The sequence below is a fragment of the Nocardioides terrigena genome, assembly GCF_003047265.1.
GTDB classification, from domain to species: Bacteria; Actinomycetota; Actinomycetes; order Propionibacteriales; family Nocardioidaceae; genus Nocardioides; species Nocardioides terrigena.
On sequence record NZ_PZYY01000001.1, the window covers coordinates 100,408 to 120,133 of the forward strand.

General features: G+C 73.9%; 20 protein-coding genes. 10 read left to right on the plus strand and 10 right to left on the minus strand.

Features of this window, described 5'->3' with window-relative positions; translation table 11 throughout:
- Positions 1 to 96 precede the first annotated feature (96 nt).
- From DAE25_RS00465 to DAE25_RS00495, 7 genes are all read right to left on the minus strand, one after another.
- The gene (locus tag DAE25_RS00465; RefSeq protein WP_107764317.1) at positions 97 to 1,650 is read right to left on the minus strand and encodes a flotillin family protein; all 1,554 of its coding nucleotides are present in this window, start codon (positions 1,648 to 1,650) and stop codon (positions 97 to 99) included.
- Positions 1,651 to 1,694: 44 nt separating this feature from the next.
- Positions 1,695 to 2,195, minus strand: a complete 501-nt coding sequence (locus DAE25_RS00470; RefSeq protein ID WP_107764318.1) for an NfeD family protein — start codon at positions 2,193 to 2,195, stop codon at positions 1,695 to 1,697.
- 112 nt (positions 2,196 to 2,307) lie between these two features.
- A complete protein-coding gene (locus tag DAE25_RS00475; protein WP_107764319.1) occupies positions 2,308 to 3,807 on the minus strand; it encodes a sodium/solute symporter in 1,500 nt (499 codons plus the stop codon).
- A 10-nt stretch (positions 3,808 to 3,817) separates the two neighbouring features.
- Entirely contained in the window at positions 3,818 to 4,204 is a 387-nt protein-coding gene (locus DAE25_RS00480) for a hypothetical protein (RefSeq protein WP_107764320.1), read from the minus strand.
- Positions 4,201 to 4,920: a LytR/AlgR family response regulator transcription factor gene (locus DAE25_RS00485; RefSeq protein ID WP_107764321.1), complete on the minus strand. Its 720-nt coding sequence runs from the start codon at positions 4,918 to 4,920 to the stop codon at positions 4,201 to 4,203. Before DAE25_RS00485 ends, DAE25_RS00480 begins: the two co-directional genes overlap by 4 nt.
- A 21-nt stretch (positions 4,921 to 4,941) precedes the next feature.
- Positions 4,942 to 6,078, minus strand: a complete 1,137-nt coding sequence (locus tag DAE25_RS00490; protein WP_107764322.1) for a sensor histidine kinase — start codon at positions 6,076 to 6,078, stop codon at positions 4,942 to 4,944.
- A gap of 36 nt (positions 6,079 to 6,114) precedes the next feature.
- Positions 6,115 to 6,969: a class I SAM-dependent methyltransferase gene (locus DAE25_RS00495; protein WP_234410755.1), complete on the minus strand. Its 855-nt coding sequence runs from the start codon at positions 6,967 to 6,969 to the stop codon at positions 6,115 to 6,117.
- A gap of 28 nt (positions 6,970 to 6,997) precedes the next feature.
- Here DAE25_RS00495 and DAE25_RS00500 point away from each other — a divergent pair, with 28 nt between their 5' ends.
- On the plus strand, positions 6,998 to 7,726 hold the full coding sequence (locus DAE25_RS00500; RefSeq protein WP_107764323.1) for a Fic family protein: 729 nt from the start codon (positions 6,998 to 7,000) through the stop codon (positions 7,724 to 7,726).
- Positions 7,727 to 7,981: 255 nt separating this feature from the next.
- On the opposite strand, the gene DAE25_RS00505 is transcribed toward DAE25_RS00500, so the two are convergent.
- Complete coding sequence (locus DAE25_RS00505; RefSeq protein WP_107764880.1) at positions 7,982 to 8,779, minus strand: HAD family hydrolase; 798 nt, start codon at positions 8,777 to 8,779, stop codon at positions 7,982 to 7,984.
- 142 nt (positions 8,780 to 8,921) lie between these two features.
- Between DAE25_RS00505 and ssd the strand changes: the two genes are divergently transcribed.
- The 7 genes from ssd (at position 8,922) to DAE25_RS00540 (ending at position 13,718) form a co-directional block, all read left to right on the plus strand.
- Positions 8,922 to 9,944, plus strand: coding sequence for a septum site-determining protein Ssd (ssd, locus tag DAE25_RS00510; protein ID WP_107764324.1), 1,023 nt, complete (start codon positions 8,922 to 8,924; stop codon positions 9,942 to 9,944).
- Complete coding sequence (locus tag DAE25_RS00515; protein WP_107764325.1) at positions 9,941 to 11,104, plus strand: TadA family conjugal transfer-associated ATPase; 1,164 nt, start codon at positions 9,941 to 9,943, stop codon at positions 11,102 to 11,104. The genes ssd and DAE25_RS00515 overlap by 4 nt, the downstream gene beginning before the upstream one ends.
- Positions 11,101 to 11,913 (plus strand): type II secretion system F family protein, encoded by an 813-nt coding sequence (locus DAE25_RS00520; RefSeq protein ID WP_107764326.1) that lies wholly within the window; start codon positions 11,101 to 11,103, stop codon positions 11,911 to 11,913. The genes DAE25_RS00515 and DAE25_RS00520 overlap by 4 nt, the downstream gene beginning before the upstream one ends.
- Positions 11,910 to 12,641 (plus strand): type II secretion system F family protein, encoded by a 732-nt coding sequence (locus DAE25_RS00525; RefSeq protein ID WP_234410756.1) that lies wholly within the window; start codon positions 11,910 to 11,912, stop codon positions 12,639 to 12,641. Before DAE25_RS00520 ends, DAE25_RS00525 begins: the two co-directional genes overlap by 4 nt.
- A 140-nt stretch (positions 12,642 to 12,781) precedes the next feature.
- Positions 12,782 to 12,967 carry a DUF4244 domain-containing protein gene (locus DAE25_RS00530; protein ID WP_107764327.1) on the plus strand — a complete coding sequence of 62 codons (186 nt, stop codon included), beginning with the start codon at positions 12,782 to 12,784 and terminating at the stop codon, positions 12,965 to 12,967.
- Positions 12,964 to 13,323: a TadE family type IV pilus minor pilin gene (locus DAE25_RS00535; RefSeq protein WP_056888212.1), complete on the plus strand. Its 360-nt coding sequence runs from the start codon at positions 12,964 to 12,966 to the stop codon at positions 13,321 to 13,323. Before DAE25_RS00530 ends, DAE25_RS00535 begins: the two co-directional genes overlap by 4 nt.
- Positions 13,320 to 13,718 carry an Rv3654c family TadE-like protein gene (locus DAE25_RS00540; RefSeq protein WP_234410757.1) on the plus strand — a complete coding sequence of 133 codons (399 nt, stop codon included), beginning with the start codon at positions 13,320 to 13,322 and terminating at the stop codon, positions 13,716 to 13,718. Before DAE25_RS00535 ends, DAE25_RS00540 begins: the two co-directional genes overlap by 4 nt.
- A 281-nt stretch (positions 13,719 to 13,999) precedes the next feature.
- Here the strand turns inward: DAE25_RS00540 and DAE25_RS00545 are convergent, their stop codons facing one another.
- Together DAE25_RS00545 and DAE25_RS00550 are read right to left on the minus strand one after the other, a co-directional pair.
- A complete protein-coding gene (locus tag DAE25_RS00545; protein WP_107764328.1) occupies positions 14,000 to 14,302 on the minus strand; it encodes a basic helix-loop-helix domain-containing protein in 303 nt (100 codons plus the stop codon).
- 9 nt (positions 14,303 to 14,311) lie between these two features.
- Entirely contained in the window at positions 14,312 to 16,645 is a 2,334-nt protein-coding gene (locus tag DAE25_RS00550) for a DEAD/DEAH box helicase (RefSeq protein WP_234410758.1), read from the minus strand.
- 222 nt (positions 16,646 to 16,867) lie between these two features.
- Here DAE25_RS00550 and DAE25_RS00555 point away from each other — a divergent pair, with 222 nt between their 5' ends.
- Positions 16,868 to 17,206, plus strand: coding sequence for an STAS domain-containing protein (locus DAE25_RS00555; RefSeq protein ID WP_056888214.1), 339 nt, complete (start codon positions 16,868 to 16,870; stop codon positions 17,204 to 17,206).
- Between the two features lie 107 nt (positions 17,207 to 17,313).
- Positions 17,314 to 19,632, plus strand: a complete 2,319-nt coding sequence (locus tag DAE25_RS00560; RefSeq protein WP_107764330.1) for a sodium-translocating pyrophosphatase — start codon at positions 17,314 to 17,316, stop codon at positions 19,630 to 19,632.
- Positions 19,633 to 19,726 lie beyond the last annotated feature (94 nt).

A 19,726-nucleotide genomic window follows, 5' to 3' on the forward strand; every position in this document is an offset into this window, starting at 1 on the left:
GACGCGGCGCCCCCGGCCGGCGGGCGGCGAGGGCGCCGGAGTCACCGCGGTGTCACCGCGTCTTCACCGGGTGCAGCCGTGGAGTGGAGCCGTGGGTCAGGACGACGAGGCCTGCGCGTGGCCGTCGCGGGCCGTGCCGTCGAGCGCGGGCGCGGTGCCGTCGCCGGACGTGCCGGCGGCGTTCCCGACGGACTTCTTGATCAGCGCCTCGAGGTCGAGGCCGGTCGACGTCTTGAGCATGTTGAGTGTCTGCACGACGTTGTCGTTGACCTGGCGCGGCAGGGCCCCGGCGCCGTCGGAGGAGATCACTGTCAGCTGGTCGATCGCCGCCATCGGGGCGGCGACCTCGCGGGCGATCTGGGGCAGGACCTCGATGAGCATCTGCAGGACGGCGGCGTCGTTGTAGTGCGCGAACGCGTCGGCGCGCTTGTCCATCGCCTCGGCCTCGGCCTGCCCGACGGCCAGGGTCGCGGCCGCGGTGGCCTCGCCCTCGGCGCGCGTCGCGTCGGCCTCCGCCGTACGCCGGGCCTTCTCCGCCTCACCACGGCGCGCCCCCTCGATGGCCTCGGCCTCGGCGAGCGCCGTACGACGGGACTTCTCGGCCTCACCGCTGAGGCGGGCCTCCTCGGCCTTGGCCTGCGCGGCGGCGATGGTGGCGGCCTTGCGGGCCTCGGCGGCGGCGATCTCGGCCGAGCGCTGGGCCTCGGCCTCCTGCTCGACCTTGTAGCGGGCGGCGTCGGCCGGCTTGCGGACCTCGGTCTCGAGGTTGCGCTCGGTCAGCGCGGCCTGGCGGACGGCGACCTTCTCCTGCTCCAGCAGGATCGCCTGGTCCCGGTCGGCCTGGGCCAGCGGTCCCGAGGCGGCGGCGGTCGCGGAGGCCGCGTCGGTCTCGGCCTTGATCTCGGCCTGCTTGAGGGCGAGGGTCCGGGTGGAGATGGCGATCTCCTGCTCGGCGGCGATCCGGGCCTGCTCGGCGGCCTGCCGGGCGTTGGCCTCGGCGATGGAGGCGGCCTGCTGGATGCGCGCGGCCTCGGGGCGACCGAGGTCGGCGAGGTAGGTGCCGTCGTCGGTGACGTCCTGGATCTGGAAGGTGTCGAGGATGAGGCCCTGGCCGGTGAGGGAGTTCTCGGACTCGTCCGCCACCCGCTGGGCGAACGCCGCCCGGTCACGGATGATCTGCTCGACCGTCAGGCCGCCGACGATGGAGCGCAGGGCCCCGGCGAGCACCTCCTGCGTGAAGGCCTCGACCTCCTCCTGCTGGCTGAGGAACCGCTGGGCGGCGAGCCGGATCTGGTCGGCGTTGCCGCCGACCTTGACGATGGCCACGCCCTCCACGTTGAGCTTGATGCCCTGGCCGGAGACCGCGCCGCGGATCTGCACCGAGATGCGCCGCGAGGAGAGGTCGAGCGTGCCGAGCTTCTGGACGAACGGGATGACGAAGACGCCGCCACCGAGGATGACCTTCTGTCCCGAGAGGTCGTGGCTCAGTGCGCCGGTCTCGGGGTTGAGCACGGCCTTGCCCTTGCGTCCGGTCACGATGTACGCCTGGTTGGGACCGGCCACCTTGTAGCGGCTCGTGATGAGGAGCAGCAGCAGGACGACGAGGACGACGAGGCCACCGACGGCGACGAGGGGGCTGGACAGTTCCACGGGGTTCTCCTGGGCGTGTGGTGGGTGTGCGGGTGGTGGGTCGGTCAGGCGATCTCGGGCCACACCGGGGCGACGGTGACCGAGGTGGGCGACAGCACGCTGGTGACGTGCACCGGCGTCCCGGGCTCGATGGGGTGCTCGGCGCGGGCGTTGAGGCGCATGGTGTGGCCGCCGACGAGGATGTCGACGACGCCGAGCCCGTCCGCGGGGATCTGGGTGATGACGCGACCGTCGCGACCGATGGTGTCGTCGGTCGTGGGGGTGGAGTCGCTGCTGCCGTCGCTCAGCAACCGGGTCAGCCACCAGGCGAACCACGCGAAGGCGGAGCCGGTGACCAGGCCGACCGGGATCGCGAGCGCCGTACCGAGCGCTCCCTGGACGGCGGCCGCCCCGAAGCCGGTGGCGGCGACGAAGGCGCCGACCACGGCACTGGAGAAGGCGTCCCCACCGAGGGCGTCGAGGGCGCCGTCGAAGAGGTCGCCGACGACGAGCGAGACCAGGAGCAGGCCGAGTCCGACCAGCCCGATCACCATGAACGTCGTCATGCATCTCCCCCGTGCCGCGCGCCCGTCTCCCCCGACGGGGCGCCCAGCATGCCAGACGTCGCGGTCCGCTGTCCGGCATTGCCGCAGGGTCGCGTCGCCGGGTGGTCCCGCGTCAGCGCTGCAGGTCCACGGCCTCCGGGGTGTGCAGCCGCACCATGAAGCGGCCGGCGTGGGCGGGGATCCGGGCGCGGGTGAGGCGGCTGACGACCACCATCGTGGCCAGCGAGGCGGGGACGCTCCACGCCGCCGGCTGGCCCAGCAGCACCGCCGCCCACCCGGTCGTCGCGTTGGTGAGCAGGGTCCACCCGACGGCGCAGCCCGACCCGATGCCACCGACGAGCAGGCCGGCCACCGCGCCGGCCGCGGTGAGCCCGCGCCACCAGATGCCGAGCAGCAGCAGCGGGCAGAAGGTCGAGGCGGCCACCGCGAAGGCCAGCCCGACGGTCCGGGCGACCCCGACGTCGGGGGCCGCGATGGCCACGGCGCACGGCACGACGACCGCGACGACCCCGGCGGCCCTGAAGGCGGTGATCCCGCTGAGCCGCTTGCTCGCGACGTCCTGGCTGAGCACCCCGGCGACCGCGATGGTCAGCCCCGAGCTGGTGGACAGGAACGCGGCGAAGGCGCCGGCCGTCACCATGCCGGTCAGCAGCTCGCCGCCGAGCCCCGGGACCATCAGCCGCGGCAGCTCGAGCACCAGGGTGTCGGAGGCGCCGACCGCCTGGTCGGACGCGTAGAGCCGTCCCAGCGCGCCGTACACGGGGGGCAGCAGGTAGAAGACGCCGAGGAGGCCGAGGACCACGAGCGTCGTACGCCGCGCGGCGCGGCCGTCGGGGTTGGTGTAGAAGCGCACGACCACGTGCGGCAGGCCCATCGTGCCGAGGAACGTCGCGATGATCAGCGAGTAGGTGACGTAGAGGCCCTGCGCGCCGCCGTCCCCCAGCGGCAGCGACCAGAAGGCGTCACCGGGGGCGGCCGCGTCCGCGGGGTTGGGGGCGCCGTCGCCGACCCAGACGGCGAGCAGCACGCAGGCCGGGATGAGCAGGGCGGTCAGCTTGAGCCAGTACTGGAAGGCCTGCACGAAGGTGATCGACCGCATGCCGCCGGAGGTGACGTTGATGAGCACGACGGCCGCGACGATCACGGCGCCCAGCCAGGTCGGCGCCCCGATGGTGGCCGCCAGCGTGATGCCCGCGCCCTGGAACTGGGGGAGCAGGTAGAGCCACCCGATGCCGACGACCAGCGCCGAGCACAGGGACCGCACCCGCCGCGAGCCCAGCCGGGCCTCGGCGAAGTCCGGCAGCGTGTAGGCCCCGGAGCGGCGCAGCGGCGCGGCCACCAGCACGAGCAGCACGAGGTAGCCGGCGGTCCAGCCGACGGGGTACCAGAGCATGTCGGCGCCGAAGACCAGCACCAGGCCGGCGACGCCGAGGAAGGACGCGGCCGAGAGGTACTCGCCGCCGATCGCGCTCGCGTTGAGCCCGGGTCGCACCGTGCGGGACGCGACGAAGAAGTCGCTGGTGGTGCGGGAGAACCGCAGCCCCCACGTGCCGATCGCCAGGGTCGCCACCGTGACGAGGACGACCGCGACGATCCCGGGGACGCTGGTCACCCCGCCCTCCTCACGGGGTCTCCGGGTCGTCGACCAGGTCGATGAAGTCGCGCTCGTTGGCCTCGGCCCGGCGCACGTAGATCCAGCCCAGGGCGAGCAGCCAGGGGTAGACCAGCACCCCGAGCAGCAGCCACGGGACCGGCACGCCGGCCACCCGCACCTCGCTGAGGTGCGGGAAGAGGTGGAAGACCAGGGGGAGCACCCCGACCGTGAGCCCGAGCGCGACGAGCACCCCGGCCGCCAGCCGCAGCTGCTCGCCGAGCAACGAGCTCATGTAGACGGCGCCGAGCTCGGTGTCGGCGTCGATCTCGCGCGACGCCGTCGGTCGTACGCCGCTCGTCCGGCGCCGCGGGGGGCCGGTGACCCGGACCCGGGCCGGTCTCCCGGGCTCGCTCACGGGGCCCGCCGGGTGAGCAGCTCGCGCAGCTCGCGGGTGTGCCGGCGGCTGACCGCGAGCTCCTGCCCGGCCACCACCACCGAGACCCGGCCGGCGTCGGTGCGGACCTCCTCGATGTGCGGGAGCGCGACGAGCAGGGAGCGGTGGATGCGGACGAAGCCGGCCGGCGCCCACTCCTCGGCCAGGGTCGACAGCGGGGTGCGGACCAGGTGCGACCCCTCGCTGGTGTGCAGCCGGGCGTAGTCGCCCTGCGCCTCCACATGGGTGATGTCGGAGCGCTGCACGAAGCGGGTCACCCCGCCGCGCTCGACGGCGATCTGCGCGTCGCCGGACGGCGCCGGTGCGCCGGCCTCGACCACGCGGCGTACGGCCTCGGCGAGGCGCTCGGCCCGCACCGGCTTGAGGACGTAGTCGACCGCGGCGAGCTCGAACGCCGACACGGCGTGCTCCTCGTGGGCGGTCACGAAGACGATCGGCGGCGGCGTGCGGAAGCGGGACAGCACCTGAGCGAGGTCGAGCCCGGTGAGGCCGGGCATCTGGATGTCGAGGAAGACCGCGTCCACCTCGAGGTCCTGCAGCATCCGCAGCGCCTCGGTGGCGGAGTTGCAGCCGAGCACGCCGGCGACGCGGTCGTCGCGCTCGAGGAGGTAGGTCAGCTCGTCGAGGGCGGGCCGCTCGTCGTCGATGACGAGGATGCGCAGGCCGCTCTGGCTCATGCGCGGCAGCCTAGTGTCGGATCAGGCGCTCGCGGCCACGCCGGGCGCGAACTTCGGGACCCGCACGGTCACCTTGGTGCCTGCCCCCGGCGCGGTCTCCACGACGAGGCCGTACTCGTCGCCGTACGCGTTGCGCAGCCGGGCGTCGACGTTGCCGAGCCCGACCGAGTCCATCGAGGTGTCCCCGGCGAGCGCGCGGCGTACGCGCTCGGGGTCCTCGCCGCTGCCGTCGTCCTCGACCTCGATGATGCACTCCTGGTCGAGGTCGCGGGCCAGGATGCTGAGCCGGCCGACCCCGTCCTCCTTGTCGGCGCTGGCCTCGAGGCCGTGGCGCACGGCGTTCTCGACGAGCGGCTGGATGCAGAGGAAGGGCACGGCGACCGGCAGCACCTCGGGCGCGATCCGGAGCGTGACCTGGAGGCGGTCGCCGAAACGGGCCTGCTCCAGCAGCAGGTAGCGCTCCACGGAGCGAAGCTCCTCGGCGAGGGTCGTGTACTCGCCGTGGCGGCGGAAGGAGTAGCGGGTGAAGTCGGCGAACTCGAGCAGCAGCTCGCGGGCCCGGTCGGGGTCGGTGCGGACGAAGCTGGCGATGGCGCCGAGCGAGTTGTAGATGAAGTGCGGGCTGATCTGGGCGCGCAGGGCGCGCACCTCCGCCTCCATGAGGCGGGTCCGGGAGGCGTCGAGCTCGGCGAGCTCGAGCTGGCCCGAGACCCACAGGGCCACCTCGTCGGCCGCCCGGATGAGCCCACCGGTCGCGTACGCCGCGCCGACGACGAGCGCGCCGGCGATCGTCTCCTCGACGACCAGCGGCGCGAGCACCACCTGTCGCACCTCGCACCGCGGGTGCTGGCAGGCGAGGTCGGCCACCCGGGTGCGGCCGGTGTCGACGAGGTCGGGCAGGAAGCGCGGCACGTCCTCGACGTGGTGCTGGCCCGATCCGTCCCAGGCCAGGACGCCGCGGGTGTCGGTGAGGGCGGCGGCGGGTGTGCCGAGGAGGGCGCGGAGGTGGCCGAGGCTGCGCTCCGCGCTGTCGGTCGTGAGTCCTGCGCGCAGGGCGGGGCTGGCCAGCGACGCGTTGTGCAGCGCCCGGAAGGTCGCGCGGTCGGCCTGGGAGCCGAGCGCCGTGCGCCGGTGGTCGGACCGTCGCCAGCGCCGCATGCCCGAAGACTAGTGCCGGGGCGCTCGCTGCGGCGCCTACCGGAAGTCGATGAGCAGCATGTCGGTGTCGGTGCCGTCGGAGATGATCGGACCCTCGTGCGACGCGTCGTCCCCGGGATCGGTCGACGGGCCCTCGTCGCGGTCGATCACCTGCGCGCGGAAGCACTCGGTGCGGTAGGCCAGCTGCATGCCGTCGTGGCCGCGGCCGTAGTCGTCGTACAGGGCGCGGACCTTGTCGAGGCGGGCCTCGCGGGCGGCCTCGTCGAGGCTGGCGACGTAGGAGCGCGACGCCACGATGTCGACGAGCGTCTCGCGGTTGACGTCCTGCCAGTGCGCGAAGTTCTTGGCCTCGACGGGGCCGAAGAGGTCGGAGTCCGCCAGGATCCGCTGGGACGAGGACGTCATCCCCTGCTCGCCCATGGCCTCGACGAGGCGTCGTACCCACGGGATGCGCTGGTCGAAGAAGTTCCACGCGAGCGCGAGGTGGCCGCCGGGCTTGAGCACGCGGGCGATCTCCGGCAGCGCGACGTCGTGGTCGAACCAGTGGAACGCCTGCCCGGCGACGACCACGTCGACCGAGCGGTCGTTGGCGGGGATCTCCTCCGCACCCGCCACCTTCGCGCTGCAGCCGGGAACCTGCTTCTCGAGCAGCGCAAGCATGGCGGCGTCCGGCTCGGTCGCGTAGACAGCGTGGCCCTGGGCGACCAGCTCGCGGGTGAGCTTGCCGGTGCCGGACCCCAGCTCGAGGACGACCTTCGCCTCGCCGCCGACGAGCCACGAGACCGCCTCGGCGGGGTAGGACGGACGGCCCCGGTCGTAGGTCTGGGCCACGGCCCCGAAGGACCCCGACCAGCGCTTCATGTCCTCGGGGGTGGGCTGCTCGTCACTCATCCCCCGCAGGCTACTAGCGTCCTGCTGCGTGACGACCGATCCCTTGGCCTGGCTGGTGGACCTCGAAGGCGTGCCCTCCGGGTACGCCGCGGTCCGTGACGGCATCGACGTGATGCTCCGCGACCGCGGGCTGCGACGCACCTCCCCGGAGATGACCGCCGAGTCGCTCCTGCGCGGCGCGCACGCCTCGGCGGTGCTCGAGGGGTCCTCGGCCACCTTGGCCGAGCTGCGGGAGGGCTCCGGCGACCAGGTCGCCGCCGACGCCGTCCGGATGTCGGCCTCGCTGTTGGCCCTCGCGCCCCTGCTCAAGACCGCGCCCCTCCAGGCGATCGCCCGCATCCACAGCGTCGTCGGGTCCGCGGTGCTCGGGCCCGACGAGCTGGGCCGCCCGCGCGACGCCGCCTCCGCGGACCGGCTCCGCGGGGTCGCCGAGCTGCTGCTCGCCGAGACGTCCGCACCGGCGCTGCTCGTGGCAGCCGTCGTGCACGCCGACCTGGCGACGGCCGCGCCCTTCGCCTCCCACAACGGCATCGTGGCGCGGGCCGTGGAGCGGCTCGTGCTCGTCTCGCGGGGCGTGGACGCCAAGTCGCTGGTCGTGCCGGAGGCCGGGCACCTCGCCCTGCGCGCGCAGTACGAGTCCAACCTCGGCGCCTACCGCGACGGAGGTGCGCGCGGGGTGCACGCGTGGGTGCTCTACGCGAGCGAGGCGTACGCCGCGGGCGCCGAGGCGTCGCCGCTGCGGAGGGCCGCGGAGTAGTCCGGACGGGCCATGACATGCGAACGGCACCCGATCGTGAGATCAGGTGCCGTCGCTGACACGTGACGCTTGGCTACCAAGCGTGCAACATCTAACTGCTGCCCCGGTCATGGCCGGTGACTCGCGCCCTTGTGCGAAGGGTAGATCGCCGCGTGGGTACCAGGCTCACGTGCTGTCTGTGGAGTTGTGTGACTCCGTTGTACGCCGGTCCTGCCGCGCGTTCAAGGGTTGACATCCCCACCGATAGGTGCGGGCTCAGGCCTCGTTGCGACGCTTGCGTGCGTTGACCCAGAGCACGCCCCCGGCGGCCATCGCGCCGCCGACCGCCAGCGCGGCGAGGGTCTGCCTGGCCGGGGGCAGCGGCACCCGGGACCGCAGGGCGACGGGCTTGTCGAAGACCAGCACCGGCCAACCCTCCGCCATGGCCGCCTTGCGCAGCTCGCGGTCGGGGTTGACGGCGTGCGGGTGGCCGACGGCCCGCAGCATGTGCACGTCGGTGACCGAGTCGCTGTAGGCGTAGCACTCGTCGAGGTCGTAGCCGACCAGCTCGGCGAGGTCCTCGATGGCGCGCGCCTTCTCCTCGGCGTACGCGTAGTACTCGATGTCCCCGCTGTACTTGCCGTCGACGATCTCCATGCGGGTGGCGACGACCCGGTCGGCGCCCAGCATCTCGCCGATCGGCTCGACGACCTCCGAGCCGCTCGTCGAGACGATGACGACGTCGCGACCGGCCCGGTGGTGCTCCTCGATCAGGCTGACCGCCTCGTCGTAGACGATCGGGTCGACGATGTTGTGGAGTGTGTCGGCGACGATCTCGCGGACCGTCGCCACGTCCCAGCCGGCGCAGAGCGCGGACATGAAGGCCCGCATCTTCTCCATCTGGTCGTGGTCGGCACCGCCGACCAGGTAGACGAACTGTGCGTAGGTGCTGCGCAGCATCGCGCGCCTGCTGATCAGCCCGCCCGCCTGGAATGGCTTGCTGAAGGCCAACGTGCTCGACTTGGCGATGATCGTCTTGTCGAGGTCGAAGAAGGCCGCGGTGGGGCGGGACATGTCGGCCATCGTAGGGCGGTGACCGCGACCGGGTCGCCTGCCCGGGCCACCAGCCGTCCACCGGCCGTCCGGAGGCGACGCTCCTCCACAGGGTCACCACCGGTCCCGGCGCGGTGTCGGTCACCGCGGGGAACCTCGCTCCATGCAGCCGATCCTCCTCACCCGTGACCGCTCCCTGGCCGACGAGGTCGCCCGGCTGAGCGCCGCGGCCGGGGTCCGCCCCGACGTGTACGACGACCCGCTCACGGCCCTTGCGGCCTGGCCGCGTGCGCCGCTGGTCCTCGTCGGGGCCGACCTTGTCGCCGAGGTGGCGGCGGCCCGTCCGGGACGGCGTGACGGGGTGCACGTCGTGGGCTGGGCCCCGGCGGACGGCGTCTTCCGCGCCGCGCTGGCCATCGGCGCCGGCACGGTCGGCGAGCTGCCCGTGTGCGAGGCCTGGCTGGTCGACCTGCTGGCCGACTCGGAGGAGGCGCCGGGGCGGGGCCGGACCGTCGGCGTCATCGGAGGGGCCGGTGGCGCGGGCGCGTCGACGTTCGCGTGCGCGCTGGGCCAGGTGTCCGCCCCGCGGGGACCGACGCTGGTGGTCGACACCGACCCCCTCGGGCCCGGTCTCGACCGGATGCTCGGCCTCGAGTCTGCCGCCGGGGTGCGGTGGGGAGACCTCGCGTCGAGCTCCGGGCGCCTCGGAGCGAGGTCCCTGCGCGAGGCGGTGCCGCGGTCCGAGTCCGGGGTCGGGGTCCTGTCGTGGGCCTCAGGCGGCGCCTCCGCACCCGACGCCACGGTCGTCCGGGAAGCGGTGGCGGCCGCCCAGCGGGGCCACGACCTGGTGGTGCTCGACCTCGCGCGACACGGCCCGGCGCTGGTCGACGAGCTCGTCGCACGGTGCGACCGGCTGCTGGTGGTCCTGCCGGCGACCCTCGCGGGTGTCGCGTCGACGGTGCGGCTCCTCGACCGCCTCGGCCCCGTCTCCGGAGCGGTGCTGGCCGTGCGGCGGGGCGGCGTCTCGTGGGACGACGTCGAACGCGCCACCGGCCTCCCGATCGCCGTCGAGGTGCCCGAGCAGCGCGGCCTCCTCGAGGCGGTGGACCTCGGCCTGGGACCGGTGCGCCACCTCCGGGTCCCGCTCGCCCGGGCGGCGCGGCAGGTGCTGGAGGAGGCCGCGTGACCGTCGCAGCCACGATCGCCCCCGGCCTCCTCGACGAGGTGCGGGAGCGGCTCGCCGCCACTCCCGGCGACCTCTCGCCCCACCGGGTGGCGGAGGCGTTGCGTGCGGCCGGGAGGCCGGTGGGCGACGCGATGGTGCTGGCGGTGCACGACGAGCTGCGCCGCGACGTGCTGGGCGCCGGGCCGCTCGAGCCCCTGCTGAGACGGCCCGGGGTCACCGACGTCCTGGTCAACGGGGCCGACGAGGTGTGGATCGACTGCGGGGCCGGGCTCGAGCTCACCGGGGTGCGCTTCCCCGACGACGTGGCGGTGCGCCGCCTCGCGCAACGGCTGGCCGCGACGGGTGGTCGTCGCCTCGACGACGCCACCCCGCACGCGGACGTCAGGTTGCCCGACGGCACCCGGTTCCACGCGGTGCTCGCACCGACGGCGCGCCCCGGGACGGTGGTCTCCCTGCGGGTCCCGCGGGCCAGGGTCTTCACGATGGCGGACCTGGTGGCCGCCGCGGCGGTGACCGAGGAGGGTGCCGAGCTCCTGGCGGCGATCGTCGCCGCCCGGTGCGCCTTCCTCGTCACCGGTGGCACCGGCACCGGCAAGACGACCCTGCTCGCCGCCATGCTCTCCCTGGTCGACCCCGGTGAGCGGCTGGTGCTGGTCGAGGACTCCAGCGAGCTGCGACCCGCCCACCCGCACGTCATCGGGCTGGAGGCGCGACCGCCCAACATCGAGGGTGCCGGTGAGATCACCCTGCGCACGCTGGTGCGCCAGGCGCTGCGGATGCGCCCCGACCGCCTGGTCGTGGGGGAGGTGCGTGGTGCCGAGGTGGTGGAGATGCTGGCCGCGCTCAACACCGGCCACGCCGGCGGGTGCGGCACGGTGCACGCCAACTCCGCCGCCGACGTGCCCGCCCGGCTCGAGGCCCTGGCCCTCGCTGCCGGACTCCCGCGGGCAGCCGTGCACAGCCAGCTCGCCGCCGCCCTCGACGTGGTGGTCCACGTGGCCCGGGGTCCCGACGGCGTACGCCGGGTGGCCCAGATCGGCGTGCCGAGCCGCGGGGCCGACGGGCTGGTGAGCCTCGAGGTCGCCGTGTCCTTCGACGCCGCAGGCCGGGTCGAGAGGGGGCCGGCCGCCCGCGACCTGGCCCGTCGGATCTCACGGTGACCGGCCTGCTCGGCTGGGTCGTGCCCGTCGTCGTCGCCGTGGCCGTGTGGCTGGCCTGCCCGGTGCCGTCGCGGTCGCTCCCCGCGGACCCGAGGGGGCCGGGGGACCGGGATCCCGGCCACCGGCGGGCGCGGCTCTCGCTCACTCTCCTCGGCCTGTCGGTGGCGCTCGTGGCGGCCGGGGTGGTGCCGCTCCGGGTCCTCGTCCTCGGCGCCATCGGCCTGCTCACCGTGCTCGCGGCCCGGCGGATCTGGGGCCGGCGCCGGGACCGCCTGGCCGCCGCCGAGACCTCTCGACGCGTCCTCGGCGCCTGTGAGGTGGTCGCCGCCGAGCTGGCCGCCGGCCGGCCCGCCGACGCCGCGCTCGCCCAGGCGGCCGGGCAGTGGTCCGGCCTCGCGCCCGTGGTGGAGGCACACGCCCTGGGCTCGGACGTCCCCGACGCGCTGCGGCGCCTCGCCTCCACCCCCGGCGCGGGCGAGCTGCGGGTCGTCGCCTCGGCGTGGCAGGTGTCCCAGCACTCCGGCCACGGCCTGGCCGACGCCCTGTCCCGGGTCGCGGCCCGGATCCGGGCGCGTCGACAGACCCGCCGGGTGGTCACCTCCGAGCTGGCGTCGGCTCGGGCCACCGCTCGCCTGGTCGCCGGCCTGCCGGTGGTCGCGCTCGGCATGGGCTCGGGAGCGGGCGGTGACCCGTGGGGCTTCCTGCTCGGCACACCGGTCGGCTGGGGGTGCCTCGGGCTGGGGCTCGCGTTCGGCCTGCTCGGGCTCTGGTGGATCGAGGCGATCGCCGACGGGGTGGACCGCCCGTGACCGCGGTCGCCGTGGTGGCCACCCTGATGGCCGTGCTCCTGGCCCTCCCCCCGCGGACCGGCTGGGCGGACGCGCCGTCGCAGGATCCCGCCGGCGACAACCTGCCCGCCCCGGGCCGCCCCCGGTCCGTGGGGTGGCGTGTGCTGCTCTCGACCCTCGCGGAGTGTGGCGCGGGGCTCCTCCTCGGCCCTCCGGTGGGTCTGGTGGCCGGGCCGGTGGCGGCAGGCGCCGCCTGGGTGGCGCTGGACCGGTCCGAGTCCCGGGTGGTCAGGGAGGCCCGCGCCTCCGCGGCCCGCGACCTCCCGCACCTCGTCGACCTGCTGGCGGCGACCCTGCGATCCGGGGCCGCGCCCGCCGGTGCGCTGGCGTCCGTGTGTGCCGCCTGCCCCGGTGCGGCCGCCGACCGCCTCGACCCCGTGCTGGGCCGGCTCCGGGTCGGGCTGCCCGCCGCGGAGGTGTGGCGGGTGCTGTCCCTCGACGCCGTGCTGGCCCCGCTCGGCCACACCCTCGCCCGTGCCGAGGCGAGCGGGTCCTCGGTGGCCGACGCGATCGAGCGCCTCGCCGACGACCTCGAGCGGGAGGCCCTCGCCTCGGTGGAGGACCGCGCCCGCGCGGTGGGGGTCAGGGCCGCGGTCCCCCTGGGCCTGTGCCTGCTGCCCGCCTTCATCCTCATCGGGATCGTCCCCACGGTGGCCGGCCTGCTGGCCACGCTGCGGCCGGGACCGTGAGCCACCTGCCCTCCACAGGGAACGCCCGAGGGCGAGCCCCTCCACAGCTCCCGGCCGCCCCCTCCCGGACACCGGCCGGTCCGCCCAGAGTCGACGCACGACGACCCGCAGCGGGTGGGTCGCGACCGAGAGGACACGACATGCACGAGACCGTTCGACCCGGCCGACGCGACGAGCGCGGCATCACCACGGCGGAGTACGCCGTCGGCACCGCGGCCGGTGCCGGCTTCGCCGGGCTGCTCTACCAGCTGCTGAGCGGCGGCTTCGGCGACCGGCTCCTCAAGACCCTCTTCGACCACGTCATGGGCCTGCTGGGCATCGGATGAGCCGACGGTCCGAGCGGGGGGCAGTGACGGCCGAGCTGGCGCTCGGTCTGCCGCTGCTCCTCGCCGTCACCGTGGGGCTCGTGTGGCTCCTGGCGGCGGGCACCGCCCAGGTGCGGGTCGTCGACGCGGCCCGCGAGGCCGCCCGGGTCGCCGCCCGGGGCGACGGGATCGAGGCGGCCCGAGACGTGGGGCGGCGTATCGCCCCCGAGGGCGCGGAGGTGGACGTGCGCCTCGCCGGCGACGAGGTGCGGGCGGAGGCAGCGGTCCGCATCGACGGCCCGGGTGGCCTCTTCGACTTCCTGCCCGGAGTCACGGTGCGCTCGACGGCCGTCGCCGCCGCGGAGGAGACCGGGTGACGCGGCGGGGCCGCGACCTGCGCCCCCGTCGTCGGGGTCGGAGGGATCACCGCCGGCATACGGGGGAGCGCGGCGCCGCGACCCTGCTCGTCGTGGCCGCGGCGGGGTTGCTGCTGTTCGTCGGACTGGCGCTGAGCGGGGTGAGTGCCGTGGTGGTCGCCCAGCGCCGGGCGCAGTCGGGGGCCGACCTGGCCGCCCTGTCCGGGGCGACCGCTGCGGCGGACGGCCGGGACGGCTGTGCTGCGGCCACCGCCACGGCGCGGGCCAACGGTGCCGCTCTGGTGTCGTGCGTGGACGGTGCCGACGACGTCCGGGTCAGCGTCCGCGTGCGGGTCTCCGGTCCGGCGGGGCGGGCCGTCGACGTGGTCGCCGAGGCCCGGGCCGGTCCGGGCTAGGCCGGTGCCTCCTCGGCAGGGGGCCAGCCGAGCGCCGACAGGTGCGACGGAGGGGCCTCAGCACACTGGCGGGCGCCGACAATCGCGGCGCTGATCGACGTGTCGCACGCCGCCAGCCTGCGTGCCACCCTGTCGTACCCCGCCGGCCAGCACGCCGTCGTACCGCCGGGTGCCGCCTCGGACCGGACCTACTGGCCGAGTTGTCCGCCTTGGGGGGATGTGTCGGCCAGTGAGCGCCAAAGTCGCCGCCGGAGCGGAGACACCGACGGTAGGGGCCAGCGTCAGACGCGCTCGTCGGGTGTGGTCGGGTGGTCCTCGCGCTTCTCGGCCTCGACGCGGTCGAGCTTGTCGTTCAGCTTGTGGAGCTCCTTGCGCTCCCGGCGGTGTGCGAGGCCGCGCTTGGTGCCCCACTTGAGGATCGTGTAGCCCCACAGCACGGCGGCACCGGCGGCCACGCCGACCAGGAAGATCTCCAGCGAGCTCATGTCGATGCCCAGCAGCTCACCGCTGCCCTCGCTGACGAAGATCGCCGACAGGATCGCGATCGCGCCGAGGATGATCAGCAGCAGTCCGAGTATCACCATGGGGGCAGGTTACCCACCCACGGCGTGCGTGAGGAGCAGGTCCAGCAGCGCGACCGCGCCGGGCTTGTCGAGCGGGTTGTTCTGGTTGCCGCACTTGGGCGACTGGATGCACGACGGGCACCCGCTCTCGCACTCGCAGCCGGCGATCGCCTCGCGGGTGGCCGTCAGCCACTCGTGGGCGGCGTGGAAGCCCCGCTCGGCGAAGCCGGCGCCACCGGGGTGCCCGTCGTGCACGAAGACGGTGAGCCGTCCGGTGTCGGAGTGCAGGGCGGTCGAGACCCCACCGATGTCCCACCGGTCGCACGTGGCGAACAGCGGCAGCAGGCCGATGGAGCAGTGCTCGGCCGCGTGCGCCGCGCCGGGCAGGTCGGCAGCGGCCAGCCCCGACTCGGCCAGCAGGTCGGCCGGGACGGTCCACCACACGGCCGTGGTGCGCAGCGAGCGCTCCGGCAGGTCCAGGGGCTCCTCGCCCAACACCTCGCCGCCGGGCTGGCGTCGCCGGAGGAAGGACACCACCTGGTGCGACACGTCGACCTCGCCGAGCGAGAGCCGGCAGGCACCCCAGTCGCGGTGCTCGCGCTCGGCCAGCACCGTGATGTCGGTGACCTCGCGGGCCGACGTCGAGTAGTCGGGGTCGGCGGGGTGCATGACCGCCACGTGCTCGTCGAGGTCGAGCGAGTCGACCAGCCAGGTCTCGCCGCGGTGGACGTAGACCGCGCCGGGATGGGCCGTGCCGTGGGCGCTCGCCCCGTCCACGGTGCCGATGACCCGTCCCGTGGACGACTCGATCAGCTGCACCTGCGCGCCGCCGGTGGAGCGGATGTCGGCGAGGTCGCTGGCGCGCCGACGGTCGGTCCAGAACCAGCCCCGGGCCCGCTTGCGCAGCAGGCCGCTCTCGACCAGCCGGTCCACGACCTCGCGGGCGGTCGGTCCGAAGAGCGGCAGGTCGTCCTCGGTCAGGGGTGCCTCCTGCGCCGCGGCGCACAGGTGCGGGCCGAGGACGTAGGGGTTGGTCGGGTCGAAGACCGTCGCCTCCACGGGTCGGCCGATCAGCGCTTCCGGGTGGCTGACGAGATAGGTGTCCAGCGGGTCGTCGCGTGCGACGAGGATGCCGAGCGCGTCCTGGGCTCCACGCCCGGCCCGCCCGACCTGCTGCCACAGGGCGGCCCGGGTGCCGGGGAAGCCGGCGATCAGCACCGCGTCGAGCCCGCTGATGTCGATGCCCAGCTCGAGGGCGTTGGTGGCGGCCAGCCCGGTGAGCTCCCCGCGACGCAGCGACGACTCCAGGGCCCTTCGCTCCTCCGGCAGGTAGCCGCCCCGGTAGGCGGCCACGCGGGACGGCAGTGAGGGATCGACCTCGGCCAGCAGCTCGGCCGCGGTGAGTGCCACCTGCTCGGCGCCCCGCCGTGACCGCACGAACGCCAGCGTGCGCACGTCCTCGGCGACCAGGTCGGCCAGCAGGTCGGCGACCTCCGACGATGCGGCGCGGCGTACGGGCGCTCCGTTCTCGCCGGCATGGCTGACGAACGGCGGCTCCCACAGCAGCAGCGAGACCTGCCCGCGGGGGGAGTGGTCGGCCGTGACCGCCTCGACGGGCAGTCCGGTGAGCCGCCCGGCGGCGACCTCCGGGTCGGACACGGTCGCGGAGGCCAGCACGAAGGTCGGCGACGCGCCGTACATCGCGCAGACCCGGCGCAGGCGGCGCAGCACGTGGGCCACGTGCGCGCCGAAGACACCGCGGTAGTGGTGGCACTCGTCCACCACGACGTACTCCAGCGAGGCGAAGAACGACGCCCAGCGGGCGTGGCCGGGCAGCAGCGAGCGGTGCAACATGTCGGGGTTGGTGAGGACGTACTCCCCGAAGTCGCGCGTCCACTCCCGCTGCTCGCGGGGGCTGTCGCCGTCGTGGGTGGCGGCGCGGACGTCCAGCCCGAGCCCGGCGACGGTGGCCAGCTGGTCGTGGGCGAGCGCCTTGGTGGGCGCGAGGTAGAGCACGCCGGCGCCCCGCTCGCCCCGGGCGCCGCGCGAGGCGCGGATCGCGGCCAGCGCGGGCAGCTGGTAGGCCAGCGACTTGCCCGACGCCGTCCCGGTCGCCAGGACGACGTGGTGACCGGTGTGCGCGGCGTCGGCGGCGGCCGCCTGGTGTTGCCACGGCCGGGTGATCCCCGCGGCGACGAAGGCGCCCCGGACGTCGTCCGGGACCCAGGCGGGCCAGTCGGCGAAGCGGGCGGTGCGGGGTGGCAGCACCTCGAGGTGACGCAGCCGGTCCTCCCGTCCCGGCACGCCGGTGAGCCGGTCGACGAGGGCGGCGACCGAGCGGTGTGCAGGAGTCGCGGTGGCCACCAGCGCAGTGTCGCAAACGCCGCCGACAACGGCGCCCGCGGCGGTCCCGACGACCGTGCGCGCGCAGGGTGGCACCACCATCGGGGAGGGTCGCCGGGACGGGCATGGAGATACCTGCTCCCGGGTACGCCTGCGCAGTTCGCCCCCACGTGGTTTGATACTGCCGACAGCATTCGGGGCGACTGGCTCCGTGTGACTATTTCTCCCGGACCTGGAGCAGTCGTGGATCTGACCCTTGCGACCCGCGAGGTCGACGGCCGTGCCGTCGTCGCGGTGGGCGGTGAGATCGATGTCTACACGGCGCCCAAGCTGCGTGACCAGATCACCGAGCTGGTCGGTGCGGGCTCCTACAACATCGTGATCGACCTCGAAGCAGTCGAGTTCCTCGACTCCACGGGGCTCGGCGTGCTGGTCGGCGGCCTCAAGAAGGTCCGCGCCCACGACGGCTCCCTCGAGCTCATCTGCAGCCAGGAGCGGCTGCTCAAGATCTTCCGCATCACCGGTCTGGCGAAGGTGTTCGTGATCCACGACTCCGCCGACCCGTCGGTCGCCACGGGCTGACCCCCTGAGAGGTGTGTGTCGCGCATCACGTGTCGCACGTGATCTGTGACACATCTGCGTAGACTCCCGCGCGTTCGCACACTCGAACCACTGCCAGGAGGACGCACATGACGGGGATCAACCCAGTCGTCGTGACGCCGGAGCTCACTGGCGGCAATCTCGTGCTGGTCATCGTCGTCGCCGTGATCGCGCTCGCCGCGCTCGCGATGGCTGCGATGTTCCGCCAGCAGGTCATGGCCGCCGCTGAGGGCACCGACAACATGAAGACCATCGCCAGGGCCGTGCAGGAAGGCGCCAACGCCTACCTCGCGCGACAGTTCCGCACGCTCGCCATCTTCGCGGCGATCGCGTTCTTCGCGCTGCTCGTGCTACCGGCCGACGACATGACCGTGCGGATCTTCCGCTCGGTGTTCTTCATCGTCGGTGCCGGCTTCTCCGCTGCGGTGGGCTACCTGGGCATGAACCTCGCGGTGCGCGCCAACCTCCGTGTCGCCGCCGCCGCCGAGTCCACCGGTCGCGAGAACGCCATGCGGATCGGCCTGCGGACCGGCGCCATGGTCGGCATGCTCACGGTCGGCCTCGGCCTCCTCGGCGCCAGCCTGGTCGTGCTGTTCTTCCAGGACTCGGCCCCCGACGTGCTCGAGGGCTTCGGCTTCGGCGCGGCCCTCCTCGCGATGTTCATGCGTGTCGGCGGCGGCATCTTCACCAAGGCGGCCGACGTCGGCGCCGACCTGGTGGGCAAGGTCGAGCAGAACATCCCCGAGGACGACCCGCGCAACGCCGCGACGATCGCCGACAACGTGGGTGACAACGTCGGTGACTGCGCCGGCATGGCCGCCGACCTCTTCGAGTCGTACGCCGTGACGCTGGTCGCCGCGCTGATCCTCGGGTCGCAGGCCTTCGGCGACAAGGGGCTCGTCTACCCGCTGCTGATCCCGGCCATCGGTGCCCTCACCGCGGTGGCGGGCGTCTACCTCACCCGGCCCAAGGTGGGCGAGAACGGCCTCACCACGATCAACCGGTCGTTCTACCTCTCCTCGGGCATCGCCGCCCTGGCCAGCGTGGTGCTGTCCTACGTCTACCTGCCGAGCAGCTTCTCCGAGTTCACCAACATCTCCGAGAACCTGGTCGCCGCCGAGGGCGACCCGCGCTTCATCGCCTCGGCCGCCGTGGTCATCGGCATCGTGATGTCCGCGGGCATCTTGGCGCTCACCGGCTACTACACCGGCACGGAGTACCGCCCGGTCAAGGACGTCGGCAAGACGTCGCTGACGGGTGCCGCCACGGTGATCCTGTCCGGCCTGTCGGTCGGCTTCGAGTCCGCGGTCTACACCACGCTGGTCATCGGCGCCGCCGTCTTCGGGGCCTACCTGCTGGGTGGCGCGGCGCTGACCGTGTCGCTGTTCGCGGTGGCCCTCGCCGGTTGTGGCCTCCTGACCACCGTCGGCGTCATCGTCGCCATGGACACCTTCGGTCCGGTCTCGGACAACGCCCAGGGCATCGCCGAGATGTCCGGCGACGTGAGCGAGGAGGGGGCCCAGATCCTCACCGAGCTCGACGCCGTCGGCAACACCACCAAGGCGATCACCAAGGGCATCGCGATCGCCACCGCGGTGCTGGCGGCGACCGCGCTCTTCGGGTCCTACGCCACCTCGGTCTTCGAGGCCCTGCTGGAGGCGAATCCCGCCCCGGACGAGTTCATCCAGTTCGACGTCTTCAACCCCGCCGTCCTCGTCGGCGTCCTGCTCGGCGCGTGCGTCGTGTTCCTCTTCTCGGGCCTGGCGATCAACGCCGTCGCCCGAGCCGCGGGAGCCGTCGTCTTCGAGGTGCGGCGCCAGTTCCGCGAGATCCCCGGGATCATGGAGGGCACCGGTCGTCCGGAGTACGGCAAGGTCGTCGACATCGTCACCAAGGACTCGCTGCGCGAGCTCGTGACGCCCGGCATCCTGGCCGTCCTGGCCCCCATCGCCGTGGGCTTCGGCCTCGGCGTGACGGCGCTGGCCGGCTTCCTCGCCGGTGCGATCGGCACCGGCACCCTGATGGCCGTCTTCCTGGCCAACGCGGGCGGCGCCTGGGACAACGCCAAGAAGCTGGTCGAGGACGGGCACCACGGTGGCAAGGGGTCGCCCGCCCACGAGGCGACGGTCATCGGCGACACCGTGGGTGACCCGTTCAAGGACACCGCCGGCCCGGCCATCAACCCGCTCCTCAAGGTGATGAACCTCGTCTCGCTGCTCATCGCGAGCGCGATCGTCTCCCTGAGCGTGGGCGAGGACCAGAACGACGTCCTGCGCATCGCCATCGCCCTGGTGGCGGTCGCGATCATCGCCGGCTCGATCTACATCTCCAAGCAGCGCGGGGTCGCCATCAGCGACGACGGTGACAACACCGGCAGCTCGTCGATGACGCCGCACGCCCACAGCTGACCGCAACACCTCCCGCTGGCCCGTCGTGCACCCGCACGGCGGGCCAGTGACATGTCGTGGCGAGGGCTGCCGAGCCGGGCGAGGGCGGCTGGAA

Coding starts and splice junctions, on each gene's coding strand:
- ssd (WP_107764324.1), top strand. CDS start 8,922: ATGCAGCCGATCCTCCTCACCCGTGACCGCTCCCTGGCCGACGAGGTC.
- DAE25_RS00485 (WP_107764321.1), bottom strand. CDS start 4,920: ATGAGCCAGAGCGGCCTGCGCATCCTCGTCATCGACGACGAGCGGCCC.
- DAE25_RS00505 (WP_107764880.1), bottom strand. CDS start 8,779: ATGTCCCGCCCCACCGCGGCCTTCTTCGACCTCGACAAGACGATCATC.
- DAE25_RS00545 (WP_107764328.1), bottom strand. CDS start 14,302: ATGGTGATACTCGGACTGCTGCTGATCATCCTCGGCGCGATCGCGATC.
- DAE25_RS00490 (WP_107764322.1), bottom strand. CDS start 6,078: ATGCGGCGCTGGCGACGGTCCGACCACCGGCGCACGGCGCTCGGCTCC.
- DAE25_RS00470 (WP_107764318.1), bottom strand. CDS start 2,195: ATGACGACGTTCATGGTGATCGGGCTGGTCGGACTCGGCCTGCTCCTG.
- DAE25_RS00530 (WP_107764327.1), top strand. CDS start 12,782: ATGCACGAGACCGTTCGACCCGGCCGACGCGACGAGCGCGGCATCACC.
- DAE25_RS00495 (WP_234410755.1), bottom strand. CDS start 6,969: ATGAGTGACGAGCAGCCCACCCCCGAGGACATGAAGCGCTGGTCGGGG.
- DAE25_RS00535 (WP_056888212.1), top strand. CDS start 12,964: ATGAGCCGACGGTCCGAGCGGGGGGCAGTGACGGCCGAGCTGGCGCTC.
- DAE25_RS00560 (WP_107764330.1), top strand. CDS start 17,314: ATGACGGGGATCAACCCAGTCGTCGTGACGCCGGAGCTCACTGGCGGC.